At 56.9% G+C, this 24,713-nt stretch carries 13 protein-coding genes and 1 pseudogene; 7 read left to right on the plus strand and 7 right to left on the minus strand.

Features of this window, described 5'->3' with window-relative positions; genetic code table 11:
• The first annotated feature begins 392 nt into the window (after positions 1–392).
• Both K227x_RS13785 and K227x_RS13790 read left to right on the plus strand, forming a co-directional pair.
• On the plus strand, positions 393–3,563 hold the full coding sequence (locus K227x_RS13785) for a PSD1 and planctomycete cytochrome C domain-containing protein (RefSeq protein WP_246146786.1): 3,171 nt from the start codon (positions 393–395) through the stop codon (positions 3,561–3,563).
• On the plus strand, positions 3,560–5,005 hold the full coding sequence (locus tag K227x_RS13790; RefSeq protein WP_145170279.1) for a DUF1501 domain-containing protein: 1,446 nt from the start codon (positions 3,560–3,562) through the stop codon (positions 5,003–5,005). The genes K227x_RS13785 and K227x_RS13790 overlap by 4 nt, the downstream gene beginning before the upstream one ends.
• Here K227x_RS13790 and K227x_RS13795 read toward each other — a convergent pair.
• From K227x_RS13795 to K227x_RS13805, 3 genes are all read right to left on the minus strand, one after another.
• Positions 5,002–5,769 (minus strand): class I SAM-dependent methyltransferase, encoded by a 768-nt coding sequence (locus K227x_RS13795; RefSeq protein WP_218933997.1) that lies wholly within the window; start codon positions 5,767–5,769, stop codon positions 5,002–5,004. The two genes, K227x_RS13790 and K227x_RS13795, sit on opposite strands and share 4 nt — an antisense overlap.
• A complete protein-coding gene (locus tag K227x_RS13800) occupies positions 5,742–6,776 on the minus strand; it encodes a hypothetical protein (RefSeq protein ID WP_145170283.1) in 1,035 nt (344 codons plus the stop codon). The genes K227x_RS13795 and K227x_RS13800 overlap by 28 nt, the downstream gene beginning before the upstream one ends.
• Positions 6,777–6,852: 76 nt before the next feature.
• Positions 6,853–9,855 carry an exo-alpha-sialidase gene (locus K227x_RS13805; RefSeq protein ID WP_145170284.1) on the minus strand — a complete coding sequence of 1,001 codons (3,003 nt, stop codon included), beginning with the start codon at positions 9,853–9,855 and terminating at the stop codon, positions 6,853–6,855.
• Positions 9,856–10,250: 395 nt separating this feature from the next.
• On the opposite strand from K227x_RS13805, the gene K227x_RS13810 reads away from it, so the two are divergent.
• The 3 genes from K227x_RS13810 to K227x_RS13820 all read left to right on the plus strand — a co-directional run bounded on the left by K227x_RS13810 (position 10,251) and on the right by K227x_RS13820 (position 15,004).
• Positions 10,251–12,458, plus strand: coding sequence for a sialate O-acetylesterase (locus tag K227x_RS13810; RefSeq protein WP_145170287.1), 2,208 nt, complete (start codon positions 10,251–10,253; stop codon positions 12,456–12,458).
• A gap of 258 nt (positions 12,459–12,716) precedes the next feature.
• Positions 12,717–13,952: a phosphoserine phosphatase SerB gene (gene serB, locus K227x_RS13815; protein ID WP_145170289.1), complete on the plus strand. Its 1,236-nt coding sequence runs from the start codon at positions 12,717–12,719 to the stop codon at positions 13,950–13,952.
• Positions 13,953–14,107: 155 nt separating this feature from the next.
• Positions 14,108–15,004 carry a dihydrodipicolinate synthase family protein gene (locus K227x_RS13820; RefSeq protein ID WP_145170291.1) on the plus strand — a complete coding sequence of 299 codons (897 nt, stop codon included), beginning with the start codon at positions 14,108–14,110 and terminating at the stop codon, positions 15,002–15,004.
• A 110-nt stretch (positions 15,005–15,114) separates the two neighbouring features.
• Here K227x_RS13820 and K227x_RS13825 read toward each other — a convergent pair whose 3' ends face one another.
• Positions 15,115–15,603 carry a GNAT family N-acetyltransferase gene (locus K227x_RS13825; RefSeq protein ID WP_145170293.1) on the minus strand — a complete coding sequence of 163 codons (489 nt, stop codon included), beginning with the start codon at positions 15,601–15,603 and terminating at the stop codon, positions 15,115–15,117.
• A gap of 282 nt (positions 15,604–15,885) precedes the next feature.
• Between K227x_RS13825 and K227x_RS13830 the strand changes: the two genes are divergently transcribed.
• Positions 15,886–16,161: a hypothetical protein gene (locus tag K227x_RS13830; RefSeq protein ID WP_145170295.1), complete on the plus strand. Its 276-nt coding sequence runs from the start codon at positions 15,886–15,888 to the stop codon at positions 16,159–16,161.
• 27 nt (positions 16,162–16,188) lie between these two features.
• A pseudogene (locus K227x_RS13835) lies at positions 16,189–17,178 on the plus strand (IS4 family transposase); the annotation flags it as partial.
• Positions 17,179–17,438: 260 nt separating this feature from the next.
• Here K227x_RS13835 and K227x_RS13840 read toward each other — a convergent pair.
• The 3 genes from K227x_RS13840 to K227x_RS13850 form a co-directional block, all read right to left on the minus strand.
• A complete protein-coding gene (locus K227x_RS13840; RefSeq protein ID WP_246146787.1) occupies positions 17,439–18,938 on the minus strand; it encodes a hypothetical protein in 1,500 nt (499 codons plus the stop codon).
• Between the two features lie 158 nt (positions 18,939–19,096).
• The gene (locus K227x_RS13845) at positions 19,097–20,320 is read right to left on the minus strand and encodes a prenyltransferase/squalene oxidase repeat-containing protein (protein ID WP_246146788.1); all 1,224 of its coding nucleotides are present in this window, start codon (positions 20,318–20,320) and stop codon (positions 19,097–19,099) included.
• Positions 20,313–24,689, minus strand: a complete 4,377-nt coding sequence (locus K227x_RS13850) for an AAA family ATPase (protein WP_145170299.1) — start codon at positions 24,687–24,689, stop codon at positions 20,313–20,315. The genes K227x_RS13845 and K227x_RS13850 overlap by 8 nt, the downstream gene beginning before the upstream one ends.
• Positions 24,690–24,713 lie beyond the last annotated feature (24 nt).

A 24,713-nucleotide genomic window follows, 5' to 3' on the forward strand; every position in this document is an offset into this window, starting at 1 on the left:
CACGAAACCAAACGATCCGCTGGCCATGGGCGGCATGCCGTTGCCCGCGGCGGTCCGGCTTGCGAAGCCAAAGTGCGGACGAAGCCAAAGTGCGGACGAGGCCGAGCGGAATGCGGCCTGTGTTGGTTTTGTCACTTGTTTTCCACACGACCCGTCGGTGAACCCTGTTCGCCGACTTTCGTTGCCGAAAGCTGCCCACCGAACCATTGCTCGGCTACCTTTTGCTCCCCTCCCTCCCCAATGCTCACCTCCCCCGATGTTCGGCGCCCGGCCGTGCTGGTTTTTCCTTTCATCCTCTCGCACGATTTTCGCAAATGTTGAACCGAAGCTTGCGACAGCGTACCTGCCTTATTCATACGGCAGTCTGGCTTGCTTTTTCCGCAGGATTGCTGATGTCGGGTCCGGCATTCGCTGATCAGCCCGATTCGGTGTCCGAAGCACACGCATCGATCCAGCCCGTTGTTGATTTTAACCGCGACATTCGTACGGTCTTGTCCGACAAGTGTTTCCTTTGCCATGGACCTGACGAATCCACTCGCGAGGCCGGATTGCGATTGGACATTCGGGACGAAGCAATCGATGCCGGCGCGATCTACAGCGGCGATAGTCTGCAATCCGAAATCATCGCTCGTGTGACCAGCGATGACCCCGACTTGGTGATGCCGCCGCCGGATACTGGAAAGAAGGTAACGGCGGACGAGATTGCGGCCTTGCAAGCCTGGATCGATTCCGGCGCGGCCTACGACACGCACTGGGCGTTCCTGCCGCCTGCGATGCCCGATCTTCCCAAAGTCAAAGATTCCAGCTGGCCACGCAACGCGGTCGATCGGTTCACGTTGGCAAAGATGGAATCGATGGGACTGCATCCATCGCCACAGGCCGATGCGGCAACGCTTAGCCGGCGAATCTCGCTGGACCTGATCGGTTTGCCAACCACGATCGCAGAGATCGATACCGTCGAATCGGTTGATCCCCTGGACGACGCACTGGCGGCTTTGATCGACGATCGCATGTCCTCGCGTCACTTTGGTGAACGCTGGGGCCGATGGTGGTTGGACGCGGCTCGCTATGCCGATTCGGCTGGCTATGAAAAGGACATGCAGCGGCAAGTCTTTTTCTATCGTGACTGGGTCATCGACGCCATCAACCGTGACATGCCCTATGATCAATTCGTGATCCATCAGATCGCCGGCGACCTGATTCCCGACGCATCGCAGGCCGAACGGGTTGCAACCGGGTTTCTGCGCAACTCGATGACCAACGAAGAAGGCGGCGCTGACCCCGAACAATTCCGTATCGAAGGCATGTTCGATCGGGTGGACGCGATTGGCAAAGCGATCATGGGCGTGACGACTCAGTGTGCCCAGTGTCATACGCATAAGTACGACCCGATCAGTCACCACGAGTATTACCAGATGTTCGCTTCGTTGAACGATTTTCACGAAGCCTGTGTCAGCGTCTTTACACCCCAGCAAGCGATGCGTCGCGACGAGGTGTTGGCCAACATTGCAGGCCAGGAAGCCGCGCTGCGTCGACATCTTCCGGGGTGGAAGCAACATGTGGCAAACTGGGCCGCAGAGGCCTCGTCCAAACTCCCGCACTGGAACGCGGTCACGCCAACCGACATTCCCTACGAGGGCCAGAAGTTTGCGGTTTTGGATGACGGTTCCATCGTCAGTGAAAGTTACGCACCCACCAAGGCAGCCAATTCGTTTTCGTTGACCCTGGACGTGGGCACGATCACGGCGGTTCGTCTGGACGCGCTGACTCACCCGCAATTGCCACGCGGTGGACCCGGACGCAGCATCGATGGGACGGGGGCTCTTTCCGAGTTCAAGTTGACGGTGACCCCGTCGGCCAAAGACGCCAAGCCGATCGAAGTCAAGTTCGTTCGGGCCGTTTCGGATGTCAATCCGCCCCAGCGAGACCTGAAGAAACAATACCGCGATCGTGATCCACAGAAGGACAAACGCGTGGTCGGCGCGGTCGAGTTCGCCATCGACGGTGACGAAAAGACGGCTTGGACCACGGATATTGGGCCCGGTCGCAGCAATCAGTCTCGTCATGCGATCTTCATCCCCGAATCGCCAATCGTGGTCGATGGGGAAGCGACGTTGACCTTTCAGATGATCCAAAAGCACGGGGGATGGAATAGCGATGACAATCAGAATTTTCTGATCGGACGCTACCGTTTCAGCATCACCGATTCGCCCCAACTGCCCCGATATGCGATCCACTCGGCTGTCGAATCGATCCTTGCAACGCCGTCCTCGCAGTGGTCCGATGATCAATGGGATGGGGTGTTTTCGCAGTGGCGTCAACTGCCGCCCGATGTGATCTCGGCGGATTGGGCGGTGGGCGATGACAACCCACCAGCGGATCTGTCGAAGTTGTTGGCCGATTGCAACGATCGGATTGAACAGGAATGGAGTCGCTTTCCGGAAACCGCGTCACAGTTGGTGGCCGTCGCACTGCCCGAGGCACGCGAAACCTTTGTGTTCACGCGTGGCGATTTCCTAAGTCCTGCGGACCCCGTGCAACCGGGGACGCCGGAGTTCATGAATCCGATGCCGCAGGGTGCGTCGCCGGATCGGCTGCGATTCGCCCGGTGGTTGGTGTCCGAAGATTCGCCCACCGCGGCTCGCGTGATCGTGAACCGGATCTGGCAGGCCTATTTTGGTCGCGGGTTGGTGGTCACGCCCGAGGATTTCGGATTCCAATCGGCGCCGCCCAGCCACCCCGAACTGTTGGACTATTTGGCGATCGAGCTGATGGAACATGACTGGAGCATGAAGCACATCCATCGTCTGATCGTGGATTCGGCGACCTACCGCCAAAGCTCGATCGCACCGCCATCGGCTTGGCGAAACGACCCCACCAACCAATGGCTGACGCGGGGGCCACGGTTTCGAATGGACGCAGAAATGGTTCGTGACTTGGCTTTGTCCGTCAGCGGACTGTTGGACCTGACCATTGGTGGGCCCAGCGTCTATCCGCCAGCGCCGGATTTTCTATTCCAACCGCCTGCCAGCTATGGGCCTAAGATCTGGGACACCGACACCGACGGCAGCCAATACCGACGCAGCCTGTACGTGCACCAGTATCGAAGTGTGCCTTACCCGCCGTTGCAAGTTTTCGACGCACCCAAAGGCGACGCGGCCACCGTTCGGCGGGCGCGCAGCAACACACCGCTTCAGGCGTTGGTGCTGTTGAACGAGCCCCAGTTCCTGGAAATCTCGCGGTCGATGGCAAGCGGGATCCTGGGGCGGGGCGAATGGTCCGCTGACGATGCACCCGATCTGGATCGGATGCGAATCATCCATGTGTTTCGGGCCTGCACCGGTCGGGTTCCCGCCGATTCCGAGATCCGCGTGTTGGTCGATTTGCTGGACGCACAGCGAGAAACCTTCGCCGAACTCGACAACGATTCGCTCGAAAAATTTGTGGGCGTTTCGTCCCATCTATGTCGCCAACTGGTGGGCGTCGAATCGACTGAGCTTGCCGCTTGGATGGTCGTTGCACGAACAATTCTGAACCTTGATGAAACGATAACCAAGTCATGAATCGACTACACAAATCAGACGACACGCATCAAGCCGCAGTCGTCCAAAACGCTCGTCGTCGTTGGTTTCTGCAGCAATGTGGGATCGGACTCGGTTCGGTCGCATTGACCAGTTTGATGGCTGGGGATGGATTCGCGGCGTCGCCGGACAATGCAAATCCACTGGCGCCCAAGGCACCCCATTTCCCTGCCAAAATCAAGAACGTCATCCTGCTGTTCATGGGCGGCGGCCCGAGCCAGTTCGAAATGTTTGACCACAAGCCGATGTTGGCAAAATTGGATGGAACGCTTCCGCCGCCGGACCTGTTGGACGGCTATCGCGCGGCGTTCATCAATCCAAACTCGAAACTGCTGGGACCCAAGTTTGGTTTTTCCAAACATGGCCAATCGGGTGCCGAGATCAGCGAACTGTTGCCGCACACCGCATCGGTTGCCGACGATTTGTGCATCGTCCGTTCGATGACGACCGACGCCTTCAATCATGCTCCTGCGCAACTGTTGATGAGCACCGGATCGCAACAGTTTGGCCGGCCCAGCATGGGATCCTGGCTGACCTATGGATTGGGTAGCGAATCAGAAAACCTTCCCGCCTATGTCGTTTTCAACAGTGGAAAGAAGGGGCCCAGCGCAGGTGCCGGAAATTGGAATTCAGGGTTCTTGCCGACGATGCACTCCGGCGTCGAATTTCGCAGCAGCGGTGATCCGGTTCTGTATCTGTCCAGTCCAGAAGGTTTGCCGGCCGGATCGCAGCGAAGCACACTCGATGCGATCAACCGACTGAATCGTCAGCGTTTGGACGTAGTGGGCGATCCCGAAATTGCCACACGCGTCAACTCGTATGAAATGGCGTTTCGAATGCAGTCCAGTGCGCCGGAGGCGATGTCGTTGGCGGACGAACCGCAACACATGTTGGATCTGTACGGTGCCGAACCAGGAAAAATGTCGTTCGCCAACAATTGTCTGCTGGCACGTCGGTTGGTCCAGCGTGGCGTGCGATTCGTGCAACTGTTCCACGAATCGTGGGACCAGCACGGCGGGCTAACGTCGGGACTGAAACAGAACTGTCTTGATACGGACCAGGCCTGCGGGGCGCTGGTGAAAGATTTGAAACAGCAGGGACTCTTGGACGAGACGCTGGTGATTTGGGGCGGCGAATTCGGACGCACACCCATGGTCCAAGGTGGCAACGACGGCCGGGACCATCACCCGAATTCATTCACGATGTGGATGGCGGGCGGCGGACTGAAAAAAGGGCTGGTTTACGGTTCAACCGACGAACTGGGGTTCAATGTGGCTGAGAACCCCGTGCACGTTCACGATCTGCATGCGACCATTCTGCAGCTGCTTGGTTTCGATCACAAACGATTGACCTATCGTTTCCAAGGACGTGACTACCGGCTTACCGACGTCCACGGAAACGTCGTCAAGGATCTACTGGCCTAGCGGACGCCCGGGTTGCATCCGGTCGACGTTGGCTGGCCGGCTCGCTGCCAGATCTGAGTTTGAATTAGACCTTTGTTTCTGGTTCGGCATTTGGATTTGCGAAGCGATTGGCTTTCTAGTTTGCAATCCAAATCGACCAACCGGCGGTTTTGAAAGTCAGTGGTCCAGCGAAAAAAACAGTGCATCGCGGCCAACATCAGCTTCGCACGAACGGCATGCCAGCCTGATCCGGGCACCGCGAATTCGGCAACGTACACATGCCCGCCCGGACGCACCGTGCGGATCCAGTTCGGCAGAAACTCATCGATGTCCGATTCCGTGAAGCAATCCAGGAAGAACGCCATCACCAGAAGATCGACGCTGGCTTCACGACATGGGAAATCACGTGCATCCTGATGCACAAAGCGGACGCGGTCGGTGGCACCCACGTCTTGAATACGCCGTTGTTGATGTTCTAGCATCCCCTTGCTGTTGTCGACGCTGGTGATCATCGCGTCGGGCGATTGCCGGCCGATCTGCTGCATCAGGCGACCGTCACCATCGCCCAGCACCAGAATCTGGCGTGCCGGCGGCAGGTCATCTAGAAGTGCCGTGCGACCACGTTGAAGGTCGTCGCCAAACATCCACCATTCGAGCGGTCGATAGACCGCGGCCAAGCGATCGTACCCACGCGATCCAGCGATCGGTGGTGGAGACTGAGATCCGATCGGACCCGGGGTGTCGTTCGGATCCTCGGTCACGCCAACCACCCGATTGCCGACCATCCTAAAAACACGAGCCAAACAAACGCCGGCGGGGCGATCAACATGGCGTCCGCCAACCATGCCATCGACGGCGAAGGGGCGGGCGAAACTTGGTGGGGCACAGTTTGGCCGGTCTGGGGCGATGTCCGTTGATCGTCTTTCGATCTGCCGGCTGCCCTACGACCCGCTGTCGCGCCCGTCCAGACCCACGCGGCCAACAGCGAAAGGCTGCTGATGGCGATCGATCCAGCCACCAGCGGTGGTATCGCGAAGACAAAGCTGCTTGCCATCGATCCGCACCCCAACACTATCAGTGTCGGTGTCATCCAACCAAGGATGTTTGGTCGTCGGCTGGTCCACGATTCAAAGTTCTGGGATCGGTCGCAATCGGTATCCCAGCAAGCCACCACGACACAGTTCGCGGCGAACAGAACCGCCGCCAATGCCGTCGACACCATCAGCGGTAACGTGGGTTGGTGGTCCCAGGCTAACAGCCCGACGCCCAGGGCGAAGATGCCGCCCACCTTGATTTCTTTGCCAATCGCAAATCGTCCCTTTCGATGAATCGATCGACGATTCGGTGGCGACGCGGTTTCGGATTCCAACGCAGCTGCGGTGGACCGAAAGTGAACACTGGCTCCGTACAGCAAGACGATCGCGGCCAGTGCGAGTCCCCACCGGATCAATGATTCTGATAGACCGACGACAATTGCCGCCGCGTCGATGACGGTGAACACCATCCACACGACCACCAGCACGTGACGATACTGGTGGTGAATGTGGTGACGAAATGTACGCGGCTGGTGGATATCCAGTCGCGTTGCATCCAACAGGTGATCCGCGGTGTAGATCAACCATAGGGTCAATCCCAACGTCGTGCTTTCGATCAGCGAAGGCGGCGATCCACGGAACGCGCACGCAAAGATCGCTTGCCAAACGATCCCCACCGCCACCGCGTCGATCGACAACGCGTTGATCCAGCGAATCGGGCCGGATCGCGGCGGGACTGCCTTCGCCTGTTCGCTCATTCGCCCGATACGCAGCGGAGGGTTGCGATCCCCAATTCAACGGTCGATCGAATGAAACTAGACGTGTTCGTCGAGATCACTTCAGTTCCTTTGGTTCGATCGTGACATGCTTGATCTTTTTGCGATTGAACGTGTAGGTGATGTGAACTTTGCCATCCCCCGTTTGAATGATCGCAGGATAACTGAATTCCGATTTCTCGGCCTTGTCCAGTTCGCCGACCTGACGCCAGTTCAGTCCATCATCGCTGATTGCCAAGTTCAAAAGTCCGCGGCTGCCCCAGCCATTGTCTCCGCTGTCCAGGTGGTTGTAGACCAACAGATGACGCCCATCGTCCAAGGTGACCGCTTCGATCCCCGAGTTGGGGTTGGGCAGATCGATTGCTTCTAGAGGCGTCCAAGTCTTTCCTTGGTCGCTGGAAAATGTCGATGCAATGACACTTTCCTTGGTGCGACAAAGAGCCTGAATTCGTCCATCGGGATGCGTCAGGATGGTCGGCTGGATCGCGTTGAATTTCGTAGCGTCGTTGATTGGGCCGATTCGGTCCCACGTGCCTTCGGGTTGTCCATCGACCAGACGGACGGATTCGAAATGCACCTTCCATCCATCATGTTCGGTCGACGATCCGCTTAGCAAGGTTTGCTGATCATCCAACAGCATCGGTTTGCAGCGAACCGGTCCATCGATGCCTTCGGGCAATCGACGACGTTCCACAAAGGTGCGTCCGCGATCGTAGCTGACCATCATCTCGCCCCACCACTGACTGGGCGTCGGACCAACCTTGAAAAACAGAAGTGTCGGTGCATCACCCGGTGGTTGATACAGAACGGGATTCCAACAGGGGTAACGCAGCCCGCTGTGCTGGATTCCGTTGGCCACTTCGGTCGGCTTAGACCAACCAAGTCCGTCGTGATAGCTGGTCCAAATTCCGACGTCCTTGTTCCGCTCTTTCGTACCACCGAACCACGCGGCGACCAATCCACGGGTGGTTTCACAGATCGTGGATGCGTGAGACTCTGGGTAGGGTGCTTTGGAGTTGATGAACTCTTCGGCTACCCAACCGGGGAACTTTTTCGCCGCGGTTTTGCCGGCTGGTTTTGCACTGGTTTGTGCTTCGTCATACGAAATGCAATCGTCGTGGGCGATGTGATAGATCCGGCCATTTTCGCTGCCGACCAACAGATCGGGTTTTCCGTCACGATTGAAATCACAAACGGTTGGGCTGGACGTGTGACCGGCGACGTTGCGACGAGCCAGATTTCCGACTTTCTTCAGCACGATCTGGCCATCACGATCTTCGCAGTTGCGATACCAGGTGGCGTTTTCGGAGTTCACCAACACGTCCAGACGTGAATCGCCGTCCCAGTCGACGACAGCCAACTTGATCCGTCCGGAACGTCCGCACGAACCCGCATTCAAACGAAGCGGCTCACCTTGTTCGTCCACGAAAATTCGTTCCGCCTTTCCGAACGAACGACGCAGCGTTAGGTAACCCTCTTGGTCCAACATCACAAAGTCCAACGAATCGTCGCCATCAAAGTCGATCATCATCGGAGTCGTTCGCCACTGGGTGATCGATGCCGACGATTGGGTTTGCCACCAATACCAAGCCGGTGGTGCTTCGGCTAATCCGGAATCAAACGGGGTGTCGGTGAACACGCCGTCGTTGTTCGTCAGGACGCCAAGCCGCGACAGGATCGAGTTGTAGACGATGTCCAAGTCGCCGTCGGAATCAACATCCGCGACCGACAACGTGGTGTAGCCCCATTTGGCTTCGCAGGGGCCCTGGATCGATCCGTTGGGACCAGCCAGAACGCGAAACGGTTCGGATGGTTGGTTGGCTTGTTGGACTTCGATCAATTGGGGTTCGGCCCAACGCGGCAGACCGTTTTCGGCGGCGCCTAGGTTTTCGAAGAACGCGATATTGCCAGCGGTATTGCCGCACAAGATGTCTTCGTCGCCGTCATCGTCCCAGTCCACGGAAAAAGGTGTGGCCAACGCGCCGAACTTCAGCGTGTCCGCTTCCTGACGGAAGTAAACAGGGGACTTGAATACCGGTGCTGAATCGCGAAGCCCGCCGGTGTTTTCAACCAAAGCGACTCGTCCGTCTTCGTCGCCGACAATCAAGTCAAAATCGCCGTCACCGTCCCAATCGCATGCCGTTGGGGTGATCATCTGCAAGTCCATCACCAACGGCTTGCCATCCGCAGCGACCAATTTTTCGCCCGCGGCGTAGTCGGGTTCCGTTCGTGTTCCCACATTCTGAAAATAGGTGAACCCGTCCAGGAATTCGCCGCACAGCAGATCCAAGTCTCCGTCGCCATCGAAGTCAATCATGTTGGGGGACGGCCATCCGTAAACATCCAGATCGCCACCGCCGGCTTGCAACCGTTTTGCATCCGTCGTGTACTTGGGCGAATCGTCGTCACCTTCGTTCACGATCAGGTAGACGTATCCATGCAACGGACCATTTCGCCATTGTCCATGGTTGTCGTAGGCGTGGTCCCAGGCCAAATCGGTCCAGTCGCCGATTCCAACCAGGATGTCGTGGTCGCCGTCGCCGTCGTAGTCAGCGTAACGCCACATGTTTGCTCGGGTACGTGCACCAGGCCGACCGAAGGGGTTGGATTTGGAAGTGTGCGGATTCGAGGGTGCGTCGATGGACGACGGCTTGCTGAAATCAAATTTTCCGGACTCTGCGTCGCGCCGAAAAACCTTCGCCGGCGTCATCACCACGGGTTCGTCGTTGATGACGCTGGGGGTCATGTAGTGGAACCCATTGCCGATCCGAACGCCGGCTTTGAATACCGGCATTTTCTGGTCGGGATCCTGGCTAGGGTTTTCGAAATAGTAGGTGCCTTGGCTCGGTTTGTCGGGGCATCCGACCAACAGGTCCAGGTCGCCGTCACCGTCGTAGTCCATCGGCATGGGGTACGCCCAAAGTCCGACACCCAAATCGACTTCTAGTCCGGGATTCTGGTAGGCCAATGGCTGCAGTGCGTATTCGTTTTCCGCGGCCAATGCGAGCGGCAGAGGAACCAAGAGCGCCAGCAATGGTGCGGCGAGACCAAACAATTTCATTAGATTCGTCGGCGGGGTTGGAAGGGGGGACCGATGGTCGTGCGATCGGACTAGCAATCCGTCACAGAAACACTCGGGGTTGAATCGGGCGGGGAGGATCTGAGGCAGCGGGAACCGGGGAGTGGAAACCAGACGCGGTGGGGCATGGGCAATCAGGCCCTGCCCTAGGGTAAAGGACGCGCCAGTCGAGACCGATCCGAAATTCTAGCCCAAGGTGGACTTGCTTGCGAGCGACGTGCGGCAGGATGGAGATCCAGCGGGATCGATATGCGGTGTGATCGAAGCACGACCCGCCGGACCGGTTCGTAAAGTACACTGGGCGGTTCGATCGGTATCCGCTCGCCTTGATCGATCCCACCTACTTCCCCCCCAATCACTAGTGAAGAGCCCCGCCCATGCGTTGCACGCTTCATCGATCTTCCGTACTGCCCGCCGCGACCGTTCTGTTGCTGTCGGTTTGGACTTCTGTGGTATCCGCTGATGTGCGGGTTCCAAGCATTTTTGGCGATCACATGGTCGTCCAGCAGGAAAAGCCCGTCCGTCTGTGGGGCTGGGCCGATCCGGCTGAAAAGGTCATGGCAAGTTGGAACCAGGATGGTGGTGACCAGCATCAGGCGACGGGCACGGCGGACGCAAACGGTCGCTGGGAAATCGAACTGCCGGCGATGAAGGCTAGCAGTCAACCAGCGACGTTGACGATTCGCGGAAACAACGCGATCACGTTCAACGATTTGTTGGTTGGCGAAGTGTGGTTGTGTTCAGGACAATCCAACATGGCTTGGACCGTGGCCTCGTCCAACGACGCCGCGAAGGAAATCGCAGCAGCGAACTTTCCCCTGATTCGACAGATCCAGGTCGCAAGAAAGTCAGACATGGTTCCGCAAGATGACTTCGAAGGCCAATGGGCGGTGTGTTCGCCATCGACCGTCGGTGCGTTCACCGCAGCCGGCTATTTCATGGCTCGTAAACTGCACCGCGAATTGGGCGTACCAATCGGGTTGGTCAATTCGTCTTGGGGCGGGACTCGGGTCGAACCTTGGACGCCACCCAACGGATTTCAAGCGGTACCCGTGCTCAGTAGCATCTATGAATCGATCATGGGACGCACACCGGGGTCCCCCAGTTACCAGCAACGACTGTCCCAGCACATCAGTGAAACAACGTCTTGGTTGGACGATGCCCGCAAAGCCCTGGACGCTAACAGCAGCGCCGGTCCAAGCCCCGGCTTTCCCGGTCAACTGTTGCCGTTCAAGAGCCACCAAGATCCGACGATGCTGTACAACGCGATGATCCATCCGATCGTTGGCTATCCGATCCGTGGCGCCATCTGGTACCAAGGCGAATCGAATCACGGCGAAGGAATGTTGTATTTCGAGAAGAAGAAGGCCCTGATCGGCGGTTGGCGACAGCTGTGGGAACAAGGTGATTTTCCCTTCTACTACGTTCAAATCGCACCGTATCACTATGGCAACGAGGATCCGACGATCCTGGCCGAGTTCTGGGAGGCTCAGGCTGCGGTCGAGCAAATTGAAAACACCGGGATGGTCGTGATCAATGACATCGGGAACATCAGCGACATTCACCCTACCAACAAACAGGACGTTGGCGATCGCTTGGCGATGTTGGCTCTGAAAAACGACTATGGCAAAAGCGACCTGGTCGCCAGCAGTCCGCAGGTCGAATCGCTGGACGTCTTGAAAGGTGAGTTGAAGTTGAACTTTTCCAGCACAGGTGGCGGGCTGAAAACTCGCGATGGCAAGGCACCAAGTCACTTCGAGATCATCGGATCTGGAAGTGGTGGGTTCCAGCCCGCGATCGCCGCGGTCGATGGTGACTCCGTGACGCTCCGGTGCAGCGATGTATCGAATCCTGTGGCGTATCGTTTCGCTTGGGATAAGCTGGCGGAACCGAACCTGATGGGGGCAACCGGATTGCCCGTGTCAGCGTGCCGAGGTGGTGAAGTTCCAAAGTTTGTCGACACGCTTCCGATCGATGGCGAGTATCAACTGGTCTACGATTTGGACCTGGCCAAGCTTGGATCCAAGATTCAGTACGATGTCGATCGCAGCAAGGAAACGCCTGCGTTCGATCGAATCGGATACCTGGTGGAATTGCAAACATCGGATTCGTCCGATCCTCAGCAAGTGTTCGTGACGATGGATGCATTCACCGATGATGTCGGCAAGATCGCAATCCCCACCATCGAATCGGGCGCGAATTTCCAACAATCGCTGAAGGGGATGGACGTGTTCAGTAGCAGCGACGCCGTTACCAGCGACAGCGGAGCATCGACGGGATGGATCGAGTTTTGGCCCAATAACTATTCCCCGGCCAACGGTGCCAAGGTGCCCGGTGCTTCGGCCAATTCCTTTGACTTTGGCGACGATCCCGGCCCCCCCGTCGATGGCTATGGTTCGATGCAGGTGCACCATGGTGGAAACAAGCAAACGGTGTTCGCCATCAACCACTGGAAACAAGGCAAATCGGCTGACCTGGGAATCGGGAACTCCAAGGGGGAAAACCCCGATTGGACGTTCAGCGGCAATGCCGGATCGTATGGATCCAAACGTCTAAGGGTCTACGTCCGCCCGTCGTCGAACTGACGTAGGGACCGGCCGGCCAAGGCCGCCGCCAGAAAGCTATCGCCACGGCGTGGCTAGAAAACTGGAACTTGAACAAGCGATCGGCTGGCTGGTCCAAATGATTGCCGATCGCTGTCCCGCAAGTCGATGACTTTGGGCGGGCGTCTGTACGATGCGGCGTGGTATGCCAGCTGCCAAAATTTGGCATGCCGGGCCGCAGAATCCTAGGGTTGCCTTGGTCGACGATTCCGGGCCTGGTTGCTAACCTTTCGGGCAATCATGAATACACCATTGAATTCTTCCGGAACGGTCGTACTTTTTCGCCTGACAGGGGAAGACCGGCCCGGATTGACCGCCGGCCTTTCTGAACATTTGATGAAGTTTGACTGCGAGGTCATCGACATCAACCAAGCCGTGATTCACCGATCACTGCTATTGGGACTGTTGGTTCGCATCCCGCCGCACCAGGACGCCGACGCGGTGGTCCGCAAGATCCGACGTCGTGGAAAACGACTGGGATTGAAGTGCAAGAGCAAGGAAATCGGTGACGAGGCCTACGACGCGTGGGTGCGTCGCCAGGGCAAGGCTCGGTACATTCTGACCCTGATTTCGCGAGCCATTACCTCCGCTCAGTTTGCCGCGGTCAGCCGCGTGTTGGCCGACCAGGGGCTGAACATCGATGTGATCACGCGGTTGTCCGGCCGCCCACCACGCAATTCGAATCATTCGCTGACCCGCGCGTGCGTCGAGTTTTCGATTCGCGGGGAACCCCAGGATGTCGTCCAGCTGAAGAGTCGCTTGTTGGATCTTTCCAGCAGCCTGAATCTGGACTGGGCTTGGCAAAAAGACAGTGCGTTTCGTCGCAATCGCCGGGTGGTTGCGTTGGACATGGATTCAACGCTGCTGCAGGCCGAGGTGATCGACGAACTGGGGATCGAAGCCGGTGTGGGGCAGCAGGTCGCCGCGGTGACCGAAGCGGCCATGCGAGGCGAAATTGATTTTGACGAATCCCTACGCCGCCGCGTGGAACTTCTCGCTGGTTTGTCGGAATCCGTCCTGCCAAAGATCGCGGACCGGTTGGAACTGACCGAAGGCGCCGAAACACTGCTGAAAAATCTGAAACGGTTTGGGTACCGGACGGCGATTCTTTCAGGCGGCTTTACCTACTTTGGCGAATACCTGCAGAAACGCCTTGCCGTCGATCACGTTCATGCCAACAAACTAGAGATTGTGGACGGCAAGCTGACCGGACGCGTGATCGGCCCGATCGTCAACGCGGAACGCAAAGCGATGCTGTTGGAACAATTAGCGGCCAACGAAGGCATCGATTGCGAGCAAACGATTGCGGTCGGGGATGGCGCCAACGATCTGCCGATGTTGGCTCGCGCGGGGCTCGGCATCGCTTTCCACGCCAAACCCATCGTCCGTACCAGGGCAGAGCACCAGGTTTCGAACTTGGGGTTGGATGCCGTGTTGTACCTTCTAGGCGTTCGTGACCGCGATCTGATCGAATGATGCGCTGTTTGTAAACGCATTGGAACCGGCGGTGTTGATTCGCCGGCTTCCTCCGCCACCCTTTGCTTTTCCCTCCTTCTAGCGGCGTTGCCCACGGTCGTTCCCGACCCGCGGCAGTGTCTTCCCGCCAAACTTTGAATCGAAGAGATTTCGTCATGTATCAAGGAATCGTTCCCCCGTTGGTCACGCCTCTATCCGCCCGTGACACACTGGATATCGAAGGTCTCGAACGGTTGCTGGAACACGTCATTGCCGGTGGCGTTTCGGGAGTGTTCGTGTTGGGAACGACGGGGGAAGCTCCCAGTCTTAGCTATCGACTTCGCCGCCAAATGATCACGGAAACGGTCCGGATCGTGAATCACCGAATTCCGGTCTTGGTGGGTGTCGCTGATACTTCGTTTGTGGAATCGGTCGACTTAGCCAAGCACGCCGCAGAGAGTGGAGTCGATGCGGCCGTTCTGACGACGCCGTACTACTTCCCTGCGGGGCAGACCGAGTTGACAGCCTACGTGCAAAACATCGCGCCGCTGATTCCGCTACCGATCATGCTGTACAACATGCCCGGTTTGACGAAGGTGTGGTACGAAATCGAAACGCTTCAAAAGTTATCCTCGATCGACTCGATCATCGGAGTCAAAGACAGCAGCGGTGACCTGGAATACTTCGGCAAGGTGTGCCAGTTGAAATCGCTTCGCACCGACTGGTCCGTGTTGATCGGCCCCGAAGCGATGCTGCCGGAATCGGTCGCATTGGGTGGCGACGGCGGCGTGTGCGGCGGCGCGAACGCGCTGCCGCGATTGTTCGTGGACTGCTACGAAGGACTGCGGGACGGCGACCAAGAAAAGGCGGCCAAGGCCCAAGCCGATATCAACGCATTCCAAGCGATCTATGACATCGGCAAGTACGCGTCGCGGCACATCAAAGCCACCAAGAGCGCCTTGTCGTTGCTCGGGATCTGCAGCGACCTGCCGGCCGACCCGTTCCACCGATTCCTAGAACCCGAACGCGAACGAGTCGCCACAATCCTGCGCAGCATGGGCGCCCTAGCATAAAGGTGTCAGGACTCTTTTCTCGGTCACCCAAAAGGTGTCAGGACTCTTTTCTCGAAAAGAGTCCTGGCACCTTTTTTCGTTTGGCACCTTTTTTCGTTGCGGCGGACGGACTAGAGTTTGCGCGGCGCAGTGGGGCATTTCAATTTGCGGCCGCCGGTGATTGCGAATCCGTTGCTTTGGTAGAACTTTAGCGTCCGGTCGAACTGCGGCAGGGGAGGAGTGGTGACTTCTAACTGTGACCAATTTTTGCTAGCGGCAAGCGTCAGGCAGTGTTCGATCAGTTGCTTTCCAACCCCGGCAGATCGGTGACCGGGTGCGACGAACAGCTCGGTAACCAGACCGAAGTAGCCGCCGGCGTAAAGAGAGAAGGCGGGCGAAAGTGCGGCGAATCCAATCGCCTTGTCCTCGGTCTCGGCGATCAGAATAAAGTGATCTTGGTCGGGAATCGAACGCATCAGTTGCTCCGTCATCGCGACCGCATTCGAGTTGAATGCGTTGATTCCGATCGCTTCCATGATTTCTCGTAGCAACCGATCCACCAAGCCAGCAATGTCGTTAGCATCATTCTTCGATGCGATCCGAATCGATATCGGGTTCATTTCAAAGTCTACGAAACGTGAACGGAAGCACGCCCAAGGGGCTGCGCATGTCGTTTAGGAAGCAGGGTCCAGAACAGGCGTCGGGGCTCTTCTCTCAAAAAGAGTCCTGACACCTTTTTTGAGCCCTGACACCTTTTTTGAGCCCTCTCAAAAAGAGTCCTGACACAATACTGTTCGGCCCGAAAGTCGCTAAGTTGATTTTGTTGTTTTTCGGCACGGCGTTTGCGCATGCGATTGAATTCGGCGGACCGTCCGCCAGTTTAACACACAGCGGATTAGCCAGTGACCAACCGTCTTCCTAAACGACGAAAGCCAACACCCAAGGATGTCGATAGCGATGAATGCAACGTCGCAGAAGACTCGTCGGATGTCCGAGCACGTGATCTACAGGGCCTGAAGTTCTTCAGGAAGATCCGGCCGCTGCTGGAAACCCTGCACGATATCGGCACCCAGCGTGACAAATCCAACAATCGTGACCTGCACATGGACCAGTATGGCGTACTGGTTCTTATGTGGATGTTCAATCCGATTCTGACATCGCTGCGTGGACTTCAATAAGCCAGTACACTCAAAGAGGTTCAGAAGAAGTTTGGCGTCGACCGAGCTTCCCTTGGCTCACTTTCGGAGTCGGTCAGCATCTTTGATCCCGAACCGCTGAAGAGAATCGCAGCGCAGCTTGCGACCGAAGTCCCATCAGCTGATCCATCGAAGTTTGACGCGATCGGACATCAACTCACCGCCGTTGATGGCAGCGTATTCAAAACAGCCGTGCGGGTGGCCTCACTCGCTTGGCTGCCTGACAAAGCTGGCGGAACCACCAAGGGAAAGTCCGTTGATGGCGACCGCATGCACACGCACTTCGAGATCCTACGCGGTATCCCCGAGCGGATTGATGCGACACCGGCCAAACCAAAGGGAAAGGATGACGAGAAGTCAGTCCTGGCTTCAGTGCTCCAACCTGATCGATGCTATGTGACCGATCGTGGCTATGCCAAGTTCGAGCTGTTCAATCAAATCAATGCCATCGGCAGCAGCTACATTTGCCGGGCCCGTGACAACAGCACCCCGAAGATTCTATGCGATCGAGACCTAACTCAAGTTGATCGCGATGCTGGCGTGCGAATCGACCGAGAAGTCGTTTTGGGGGCTCACACCAGCAACAGCAAGACAGTGGCAAGCGACCATCCGGTTCGCTTCATCGAGATCGAAGTTCCACTTCACACCCGCACTGGCAGCAAAGGTTCCAACTGCGATGGTCGCCTGCGTTTGGTCACCAACTTGATGGATGTCCCCGCCGAACTGATTGCCGAAGCGTATCGGCTTCGCTGGCTTATTGAACTGTTTTTCCGGATGATCAAACAACTCTTGGGCTGTCGTCACCTCCTGAGCACCAAGCCGGCCGGCGTGGAGATTCAGATATACTTGGCGATCATCGCGTGCCTATTGATCCTGATCTACACCGGCGGTCAACCGAACAAACGCACTTACGAAATGATTTGCTTTTACCTGCTTGGCTGGGCCAGTCTCGATGAACTGGAAGCCCACATCGAAAAACTGAAACCCAAGGCTCTCTAGGACCACTGCGCACCGACCGAAGCTCAACAACTTCGGCGGTTCGATGCTGCGCGGTCAGTCAATCGCAGCCATCTTCGGTTCAGCAACTCGCCTCCACCGAACCCATGCTCCCGGCTAAAGTACTGCTCACCACGTGACACAGCAGCAAACGGGCCGATCAGTATTGGTCCTGACACCTTTTTTGGCGGATGGGTTGGAATTGGGGGGATGCGATTGCGAGTGAAGTCGTTCGTTGGGGGACGAAGCTCGTGATTGCGTGGTTACAATTGGCCCCGTTCTCCGCGTATCAGGCCACCGTACTGGGCGATTTGTTCGATGTTCCCAATGCGACGCAGGTTTTCCGCCAGCACGACGTTTTCCACCACTCTTAGGAAACGCTCGTACAGCACCTTTTGCTCGGCGGCGCTGATCGTATTCTCGGATGTCTCTTTCAGTTCGACGTACTTGGCATAGTCTGGGTGCGCATGGATTGTCTGAACAAATTCTTCGCTGCGTGTGGTCAGCAGTTCGATTGCAAGCGGGTTCAGCACGTTTGCAAGCGCCGGCCAACGTTTTAGGAGCTGGCCAGATATCCGCCGCTGGAGATCCCGTTGTGGGCTGGCAGGGCGCCGGGTACGTGATCGTCCGCGTCGCCGCTGGGGTTGGGTTTCTTGGATCGCTTTTGCGATGCGGTCGTCGCCGGATAAATCTAGTCGCTGGGATAGTCCTTGCAGGATCGCGTGTTGGGCAGGCGAGGCAAGTGAAAGCACCTGTTCATAAGATTCGTCCTTCGATAGCAGGTCCAATTCGTCCTTGTCCTTGTCGTTGGCAAAGCGACTATGCTCTGACAGAAATTCCCCCGACGTGGTCACTGGCAAATCGATGGTGATCGCATTCAGGACGGTGTAGGCATGCGCCTCGTCAAATGTGATCACTCCGTTCTTGTCATAGTCGGGTGGATCGATCGCTTGTCCGGATCGATCGACGCCTTGCAATGCGGCCCAGAAATACGTGCTGTATTCGACATAGTTGGCTTCGTCAACATCGGGCGTGCATCCGGCGGCGGGGCGGTCATGCACGGTTGCAAAGAAACCCACGCGTCGCTGTGGAGACAATCCTTTGTCGGGGTCTCCGTCGACGAAACAGAACCTGGAAAAGCCGCCGGCATAGCACTGAACCATCACCGCGACGACATCGATATCCGTCGGCAACTGATCAAGCAGACGAGTGAACTCGGTCATTTTGATCGATGTGTTGTCCCACAACGCAATCGTCGTGTCGAAAACATCTTTGCGATTCGTGCTGGCGCTTCCGTGTGCGGTGACGTAAACGAATAAGCGGTCGCCATCGCGCATCTGAGTCGATGTTCGGTCAAACCATTTTCGGATCGCGTCGGGCTTGGCGGGTCCCTGGACGTCCGGGACTTGGTGATTTCGATAGGTCAATCCAAGGTCGGCATCGTCGCCAAAAAACTCGGCCATCAACCGGTTGGCTTCCGGGATCGATGCCCGATCCATGACCTGCAGGTCTTCGCCCGGATCCGTTCCATCGGCAAAGAATACATGGTTGACCGGTTGCGACGAATCGGAATCCGTTGCGGATGCTTGGTTGGGCAGCGATTCCAAGACGCGCTGAAACAACTGGACGTTCTTTTCAAGCGAGGCTTGATTTCCCGATGGTGCGTATCCACCACCGATGGTCAAGAAAAAGTCCGCTGCCCGGACACCGCCAGCGCTGCAAACGACCGCAGTGACGAAGACAAAAACGGGGAACCGAATCATGGCCGACCTGCTTCGAGTGTGGATTCCAAACGGAACGGCATCGTTCGCCAGTTCGCTCGGTCGATTGTACCCGAAACAGAATGCATGCTTCACTAGGGCGCCGTCGGTTCGATGATTTGGTTGGCCCGACTGACCGATGGATGAATTGGACCGCGATGCTATCGCTGATAAATCGGCAACAGCTGGTAGGCCGGTGTGAGAGCCAGTACAGCCAACGACGTGCTATAAGCCGAACCAAAACGTTTCTCGTTTGCCGATCCGGATGGCCAACTGCCTTCTGCGGTCTGTTCTTCCAGAAGATTGGCAGCGATCTGGGGAAAGATCTGGTTCCAGGTATCGCCGCCTGCCTGTGCCATCGCTTGACTGCTGTAGTAGGTGGCCAAGTAGTAATAATTGTTCTGCCATGGCTTGGGATAGGGGCGTGCGCGAAACCAGCGAATGGATGCATCGACACCTTCGTGATGCTGACGTCCGCCCAAGATCAACGTCAGCGTTGCCGACGCGGTATTGGCCAACGTGATCTGCGGCTTTCCGGCATCGCCCGAATCTGCCGGTCGGTATCGGAATAACCCTTTGTTATCGTCAGGGGGCGACGGTTCATAGCAACGTTCGACGAAATCCAGCCCCTCATCGAAGTACAGTTTCGGAACATTGAACTCCGCATTACGCGCGGACCGCAGGAACATCAGTGCCCAACCGGTCACGGACATGTCCGAGGATGCATCTGGACTTTCGGGGTATCCATACCGCCATCCACCGTAGTCCGCTTCGACCTTCTTTCGGCGCGATTGCACTTCGCGGTGATAGATCAACGCTCGGCCGATGGCATCTTCGATTCTTAGCGAACGTTCGCCCGATGACATGCCATAGACTTCGCCTAGCATCAGACCGGCGATCGAATGGTTGTAGGTGACCGTTTGCGACGGAGTTAGGTGTTGTGTTGGCGGAACGACGGGCAAGAGCGAAAAATAGCCACGCCGTCTCTGCGTGTTCAGTACAAAGTCGATCGCACGTGAGAGGTGTTCGCCATACGGTCCTTGGTCGGGAACATGGCCACGAGAAAGAAACGCCATGACGGCCAGTGACGTGACGGCCGGCTGAGCGATCTCGTCGCTAGGGAATCGTCCATCTTCATCTTGCTGTGACGCCAGCCACCGCAAACCGGCGTCGACCGACGACTCGACTCGCGACCACTGCCCGGGAGGCAGCGCGGCGCTGAGGTTGGAAATCGCGGCGATCAACGAATCGCCGCTATCGTTCGGGCCGGAGGGGGGCTGTTGCCCCGAAGCCGGGCCGGGGGTAACGACCGCAGCCAACCAGACCGCAAGGATGACGTTGCTGAAGCACCGGGGACATTTCGCGATGGTGATCGAATTACGCATCGTCTGAATTGCCCCATAGTTGTCGAAGCCGGTCTTGGTATTGTTGAATTGCACGTCGGTACGCCTCCGGTGGCTTCTTGCCTTTGACCTGCCAAAGTCCGTCACCCAAATTGGACAACAGCTTGTTCCACTGATCGTCGGGGATCGGGTCACCATCGGCAATCGCTTTCATGATCGCATTGGCTTGGTCGGATTGGGCCAGCTGTTGCCACATTTGTGCGGATGATGCGTTGCCGGATCCTTGATCTAAGAGTTCTTCGATCTTCTCGCCAAGTTTCGTCAGTTGCTCCTTTTCGGATTCGGGAAGATTCGCTTCTTGCCGGCGTTGGTTGATCGCCAGAAGAGATTCCTCGAGCAGCTTTTGAGTTTGCTTTGCCTTGGCCAGTTGCTCGCGTTGTTCTTCGTTATCCGGTTCGGCCGCATCGGCTGAAATCGGTTTCGAAGGTTTTCCGAGTTGCATTCTGTTCTTGTTTTGCTTCTTGATCGCTTGTTTGGCGCGCCGCATCGCTTCCTGGCCAGAGGTTCCAAGTGATTGGCCGCCGGTTTGTTGCCACAGCATCGAGTCGGCGATCACGCGAAGATTGGTCCGGCGATCGGGAATCCCCAACTGCGCTGCGATGTTGGGCTCGCGTTCCAGTCGTGCCAAGAATTCATCAAGGGTGGGATCGCGAAGCTGGGCAATGTTTGGATTCGGCATATCGTATTCGTCCAACGCGTCCGCGACGTCCCGACGAATTTTGTCGAACAAGCTTTCCGCGGCTTCGAATCGGTCTGTGGCCAGTGTCTGCTGACGAGCGACCAGATCAAGATCTTGGCGCTCGGCTGCTTGGGTCGCGGCGATCTGATTGAACGTGATCGAAAGCATCAGCGTCTGAAGCCGGTCGACATCTTCGGCGATCGATGCAGGCAACCCGGCGCCACCCTGACGCAGAAACTGCGTTTCAAGGTCGTTGGTGATGCCTTGCATCTGTGTGCGAAGTGATTCGGTGTCGATCGCCAACCGCCGTTGCTCGACCGCCACCATCAAGTCATATCGTCCCAGCGACAATTGCTCGGTCAAACTGGCCCAAGTTCCCGCCAAATCCGCGACTGCGCGACTCTCAAGAATCCGGGCCTGCAGATACGATTCTATGTCCTCGTTGCCTTCCTGTTCGGACTGCATCAAATCCAAACTGACATCCAGTGGCGGAAACAATCGAGACAGTTGATCGGCATCACGCACCCAATTGGGGACGTCTGCGTTTTCCGGGACGGGAAAATCTCGACCTGTGGGGGCATCCGTGGACCATGCTGACGTTTCAGTGATCGATTGATAGACGTCATCGACAGCCAACGAAATCTGTCGCGCGGCTTCCGCGATACGTTGGCTGCGATGAATGATCTTGGCAGCAGTGCCTCGCTGGACGTCGATCTCCAGAGGCATTTGCTTTTCAGTCCGCTCCGCAAATTCGGCGGCCTCCTTGGCCAGTCGTTCTGCGACCGGCAGACGCAGCTCGGCCATGATGATCCACAGATCGTGTCTTTGGTCTTCGTCGATTTGCTGCCATCCCAACATCTCGGAAGTTGCATCGCTTTGCTGATTCGAAAGCTTACCCAATTGATCTCGCAGCGATCGGCTTCTGCGTTTCAGGAGGTCCAAATATCGCGATAGCAATCGAGGGTCATCGCCCAACATGCCGGCGAATTCGGTCATCATCTCGCGACGCAGCGTCAGGACCTCGGAATAGCGATCCAAATAGGCTTGATCGACTTCGATGACCCCCATCTTGCGAGTCAACGGATTGCGGTTTTGACGCGCCGCACGCAGCAATTGCTTTTTCTTTTCGACATAGACTTCGTAAATCGTGATCGAGTCTTCGAGTGACTTGTTCAGATCGCGATCTCGTTTGACCACTTGATATCGTTGCAACAAAGCGGCCAACGTCTCGCGAGCCCGATTGATATGTCCTCGCGCAAGTTTCGCGTCTAGATCGCTGGCATTCGGATTCCGGATTCCACCAAAGACGCGATCGCGTGCAGGGGTGATGTGGGTGCGCGCCAGGTCAACCATTTGCAAACCGACAAACGCCGTTGGCGAATCCTCTGTCTCCATTCGTAAGTCGGCGATGAACTTTTCGACCTGTCCAATCTGTTGATCTAGACTGACAAATTGGTCGGATCGCTGCGAGTCGGGAAGGTCATGAGCAATCAAGCGGCCCAGACCAGATTCGGTCTCTTTTAGCATCTTGTCGATCGCCTGCACGCGTTCCCGTATCGGATCCTTTTCGACGTCGGTGTCCGTCGGTTTGGCGGCCGCAATCGCCGACAATCGCTCGGTGATCTTCAGTCTGCGGCGTTGGGTCGATGTGTTTTGCCCGGATCGTAGACGGGGAACTTGTTCCGATTTGGCGACGGTGTCTTCGATGGAGGCTGGATCGGACACAGTGCGTTTTGCATTGGTCTTGGATAATCCGGTAGCGCCGCGGTTGATTGGTTTGGTCTTCTGATCTGGGGTGGATCCGTCGGCCGTTGGCGGTGTGGTTGCCGTCGCATCTTTGGCCGCCAGGGTCAGATCGTCTGCGTTGTTCGGATTTGGGGGGATATCGGTCTGACGTTTGCTAGCCACAATGTCAGCCTTGCCAGGTGTCTTCTCGGACTCGTCGTCGAATTCGTCGGACGGCATGGAGGTGCGGTCCGGATCGGAGGCTTCCGCCTTCCGGTTTCCGCGGCTGAGAGAATCCGATTTGGGATCAGATTTGGAAACCAGGTTTCGTCTTGGTTGGGGAGCTAAGCTGGAAGCAAACTTTGGATCTGACTGGGGATCACCACGATTGTCGCTGACACGGATGGCGTAGCTGATTTCTGCACCAGCAGAGAGATTCAATTGCGAGAGGTCCAGTTGCGCTTTGCCAAGCATGTGTTTGGGCATTGTCTGATCGCCCATCGCGATCGGCTGAACTGAAACGATCTCCGGATTCCCATCAACGTCTCGTTTGGATTCGTCGTAGACAACCAAGTTGGCGGTCGCGATCCCATGGTCATCGTGAGCCTCGAATTCGATCTCGATGACTTCATCGACTGCGACTGCGGTTTCCTCGTTCGGTTGGATGATGCGGGCAACCGGCGGCTTGTCCGAAATGACGTCGATTCGGCAATAGGATTTGGTTTCGCTTGACAGTCCAAAGGGGCTGATCAGATTCGGGCGAAGCATGATGTCTGCATAGAGCATCATTTCAAATCGAAACCAGCCATCTTTGTCAGCTGACAATTCGTGCACTTCGGGCTCCGCCGCCGAAGTTTCGCCACCCGTCACGTTGGAATTGTCCTGCGGTTGCACTGTGATCGTCAGTTGCTGGACCGGTTGACGAGGCTTGATTGCCAAGGACGCACTGGATCCTTCGATGACTTTGATGCGGCGAGGCAGGTGGTCCTTCGTGACGTCGTCACGCGCAGCGTACTCAGGGGCCACCACCACAAATTCAGTCGCTTCGATTTCGGGATAGTCGATCACCTGCAACTCGTGCCACTCTGTGCGACCATCCCCGGCGGTGAACTGATAGCGAATGGATTGATCCACACGTATCCGATGCGAGAAAACTTCTGTGCGATCTTCGCTTGACGTCAAGTCCAAGGTCTCTCGGTCACCTTTGCCGAATTCCATGACCAGCGTCCCCTTGGTATGTCGGACACCGTCCTGGGTTGCGACCAGCTGGATGGTTTTGCCCCGTGGGACCCACGCGTCACCGGTCTGGGACTGCAGATTCGTTGCGGTGATGTCGTGCAGTGGATTCCAGAACTGCTTCCACAGTGCCGACGTGATCCCGGTATGCGAGGCCATGAAACCCGCCATCAGCACGCCTGCCCCTAGCAATCCCCCCACTGCGTGCAGGACCAACGATGCAGGAACGACCGTGGATGGTTTGACCAACGTTTGCAGGGCGACCGCTTCGCTGGTGACCTGATCCACCATCGACCGGGACGTTGCGTTTGCGAACGTGGCTTTGGGGTGGGAGCGCGGATCCGACGATTCGAATTTCTGCGTCGCATCAGCGACCGTCTGCCATCGCTGTTGCAGCAAAGGCAGTTTTTGATCAATCAATTCTGCGGCGTTCTTGCGACTGGAGCAGCGATAGGCAGGAATGATTCCTGTTTGGATGAAAGCAAAGATGGCGATTAGGAAGGTGACCGACGTCAGTCCGATGCGGACGATCGGACTGCGCAGGGTCAACATCCAATCCAATGCCATCGACAGGATCATCATCACGATGAAAGCCGACAGTGCGATCGCAAGCCCTTGAATGGTCGCAATGACGATCGATCGATGCGTGACCGTTTTCAATTTTCGGTCCATCGATGACGGAAGGTCGCGAAATGAATTTACGACTGCCATGAATGTGTTCCTCGATCCGAAGTG

Source organism: Rubripirellula lacrimiformis, assembly GCF_007741535.1.
Classification (GTDB): domain Bacteria; phylum Planctomycetota; class Planctomycetia; order Pirellulales; family Pirellulaceae; genus Rubripirellula; species Rubripirellula lacrimiformis.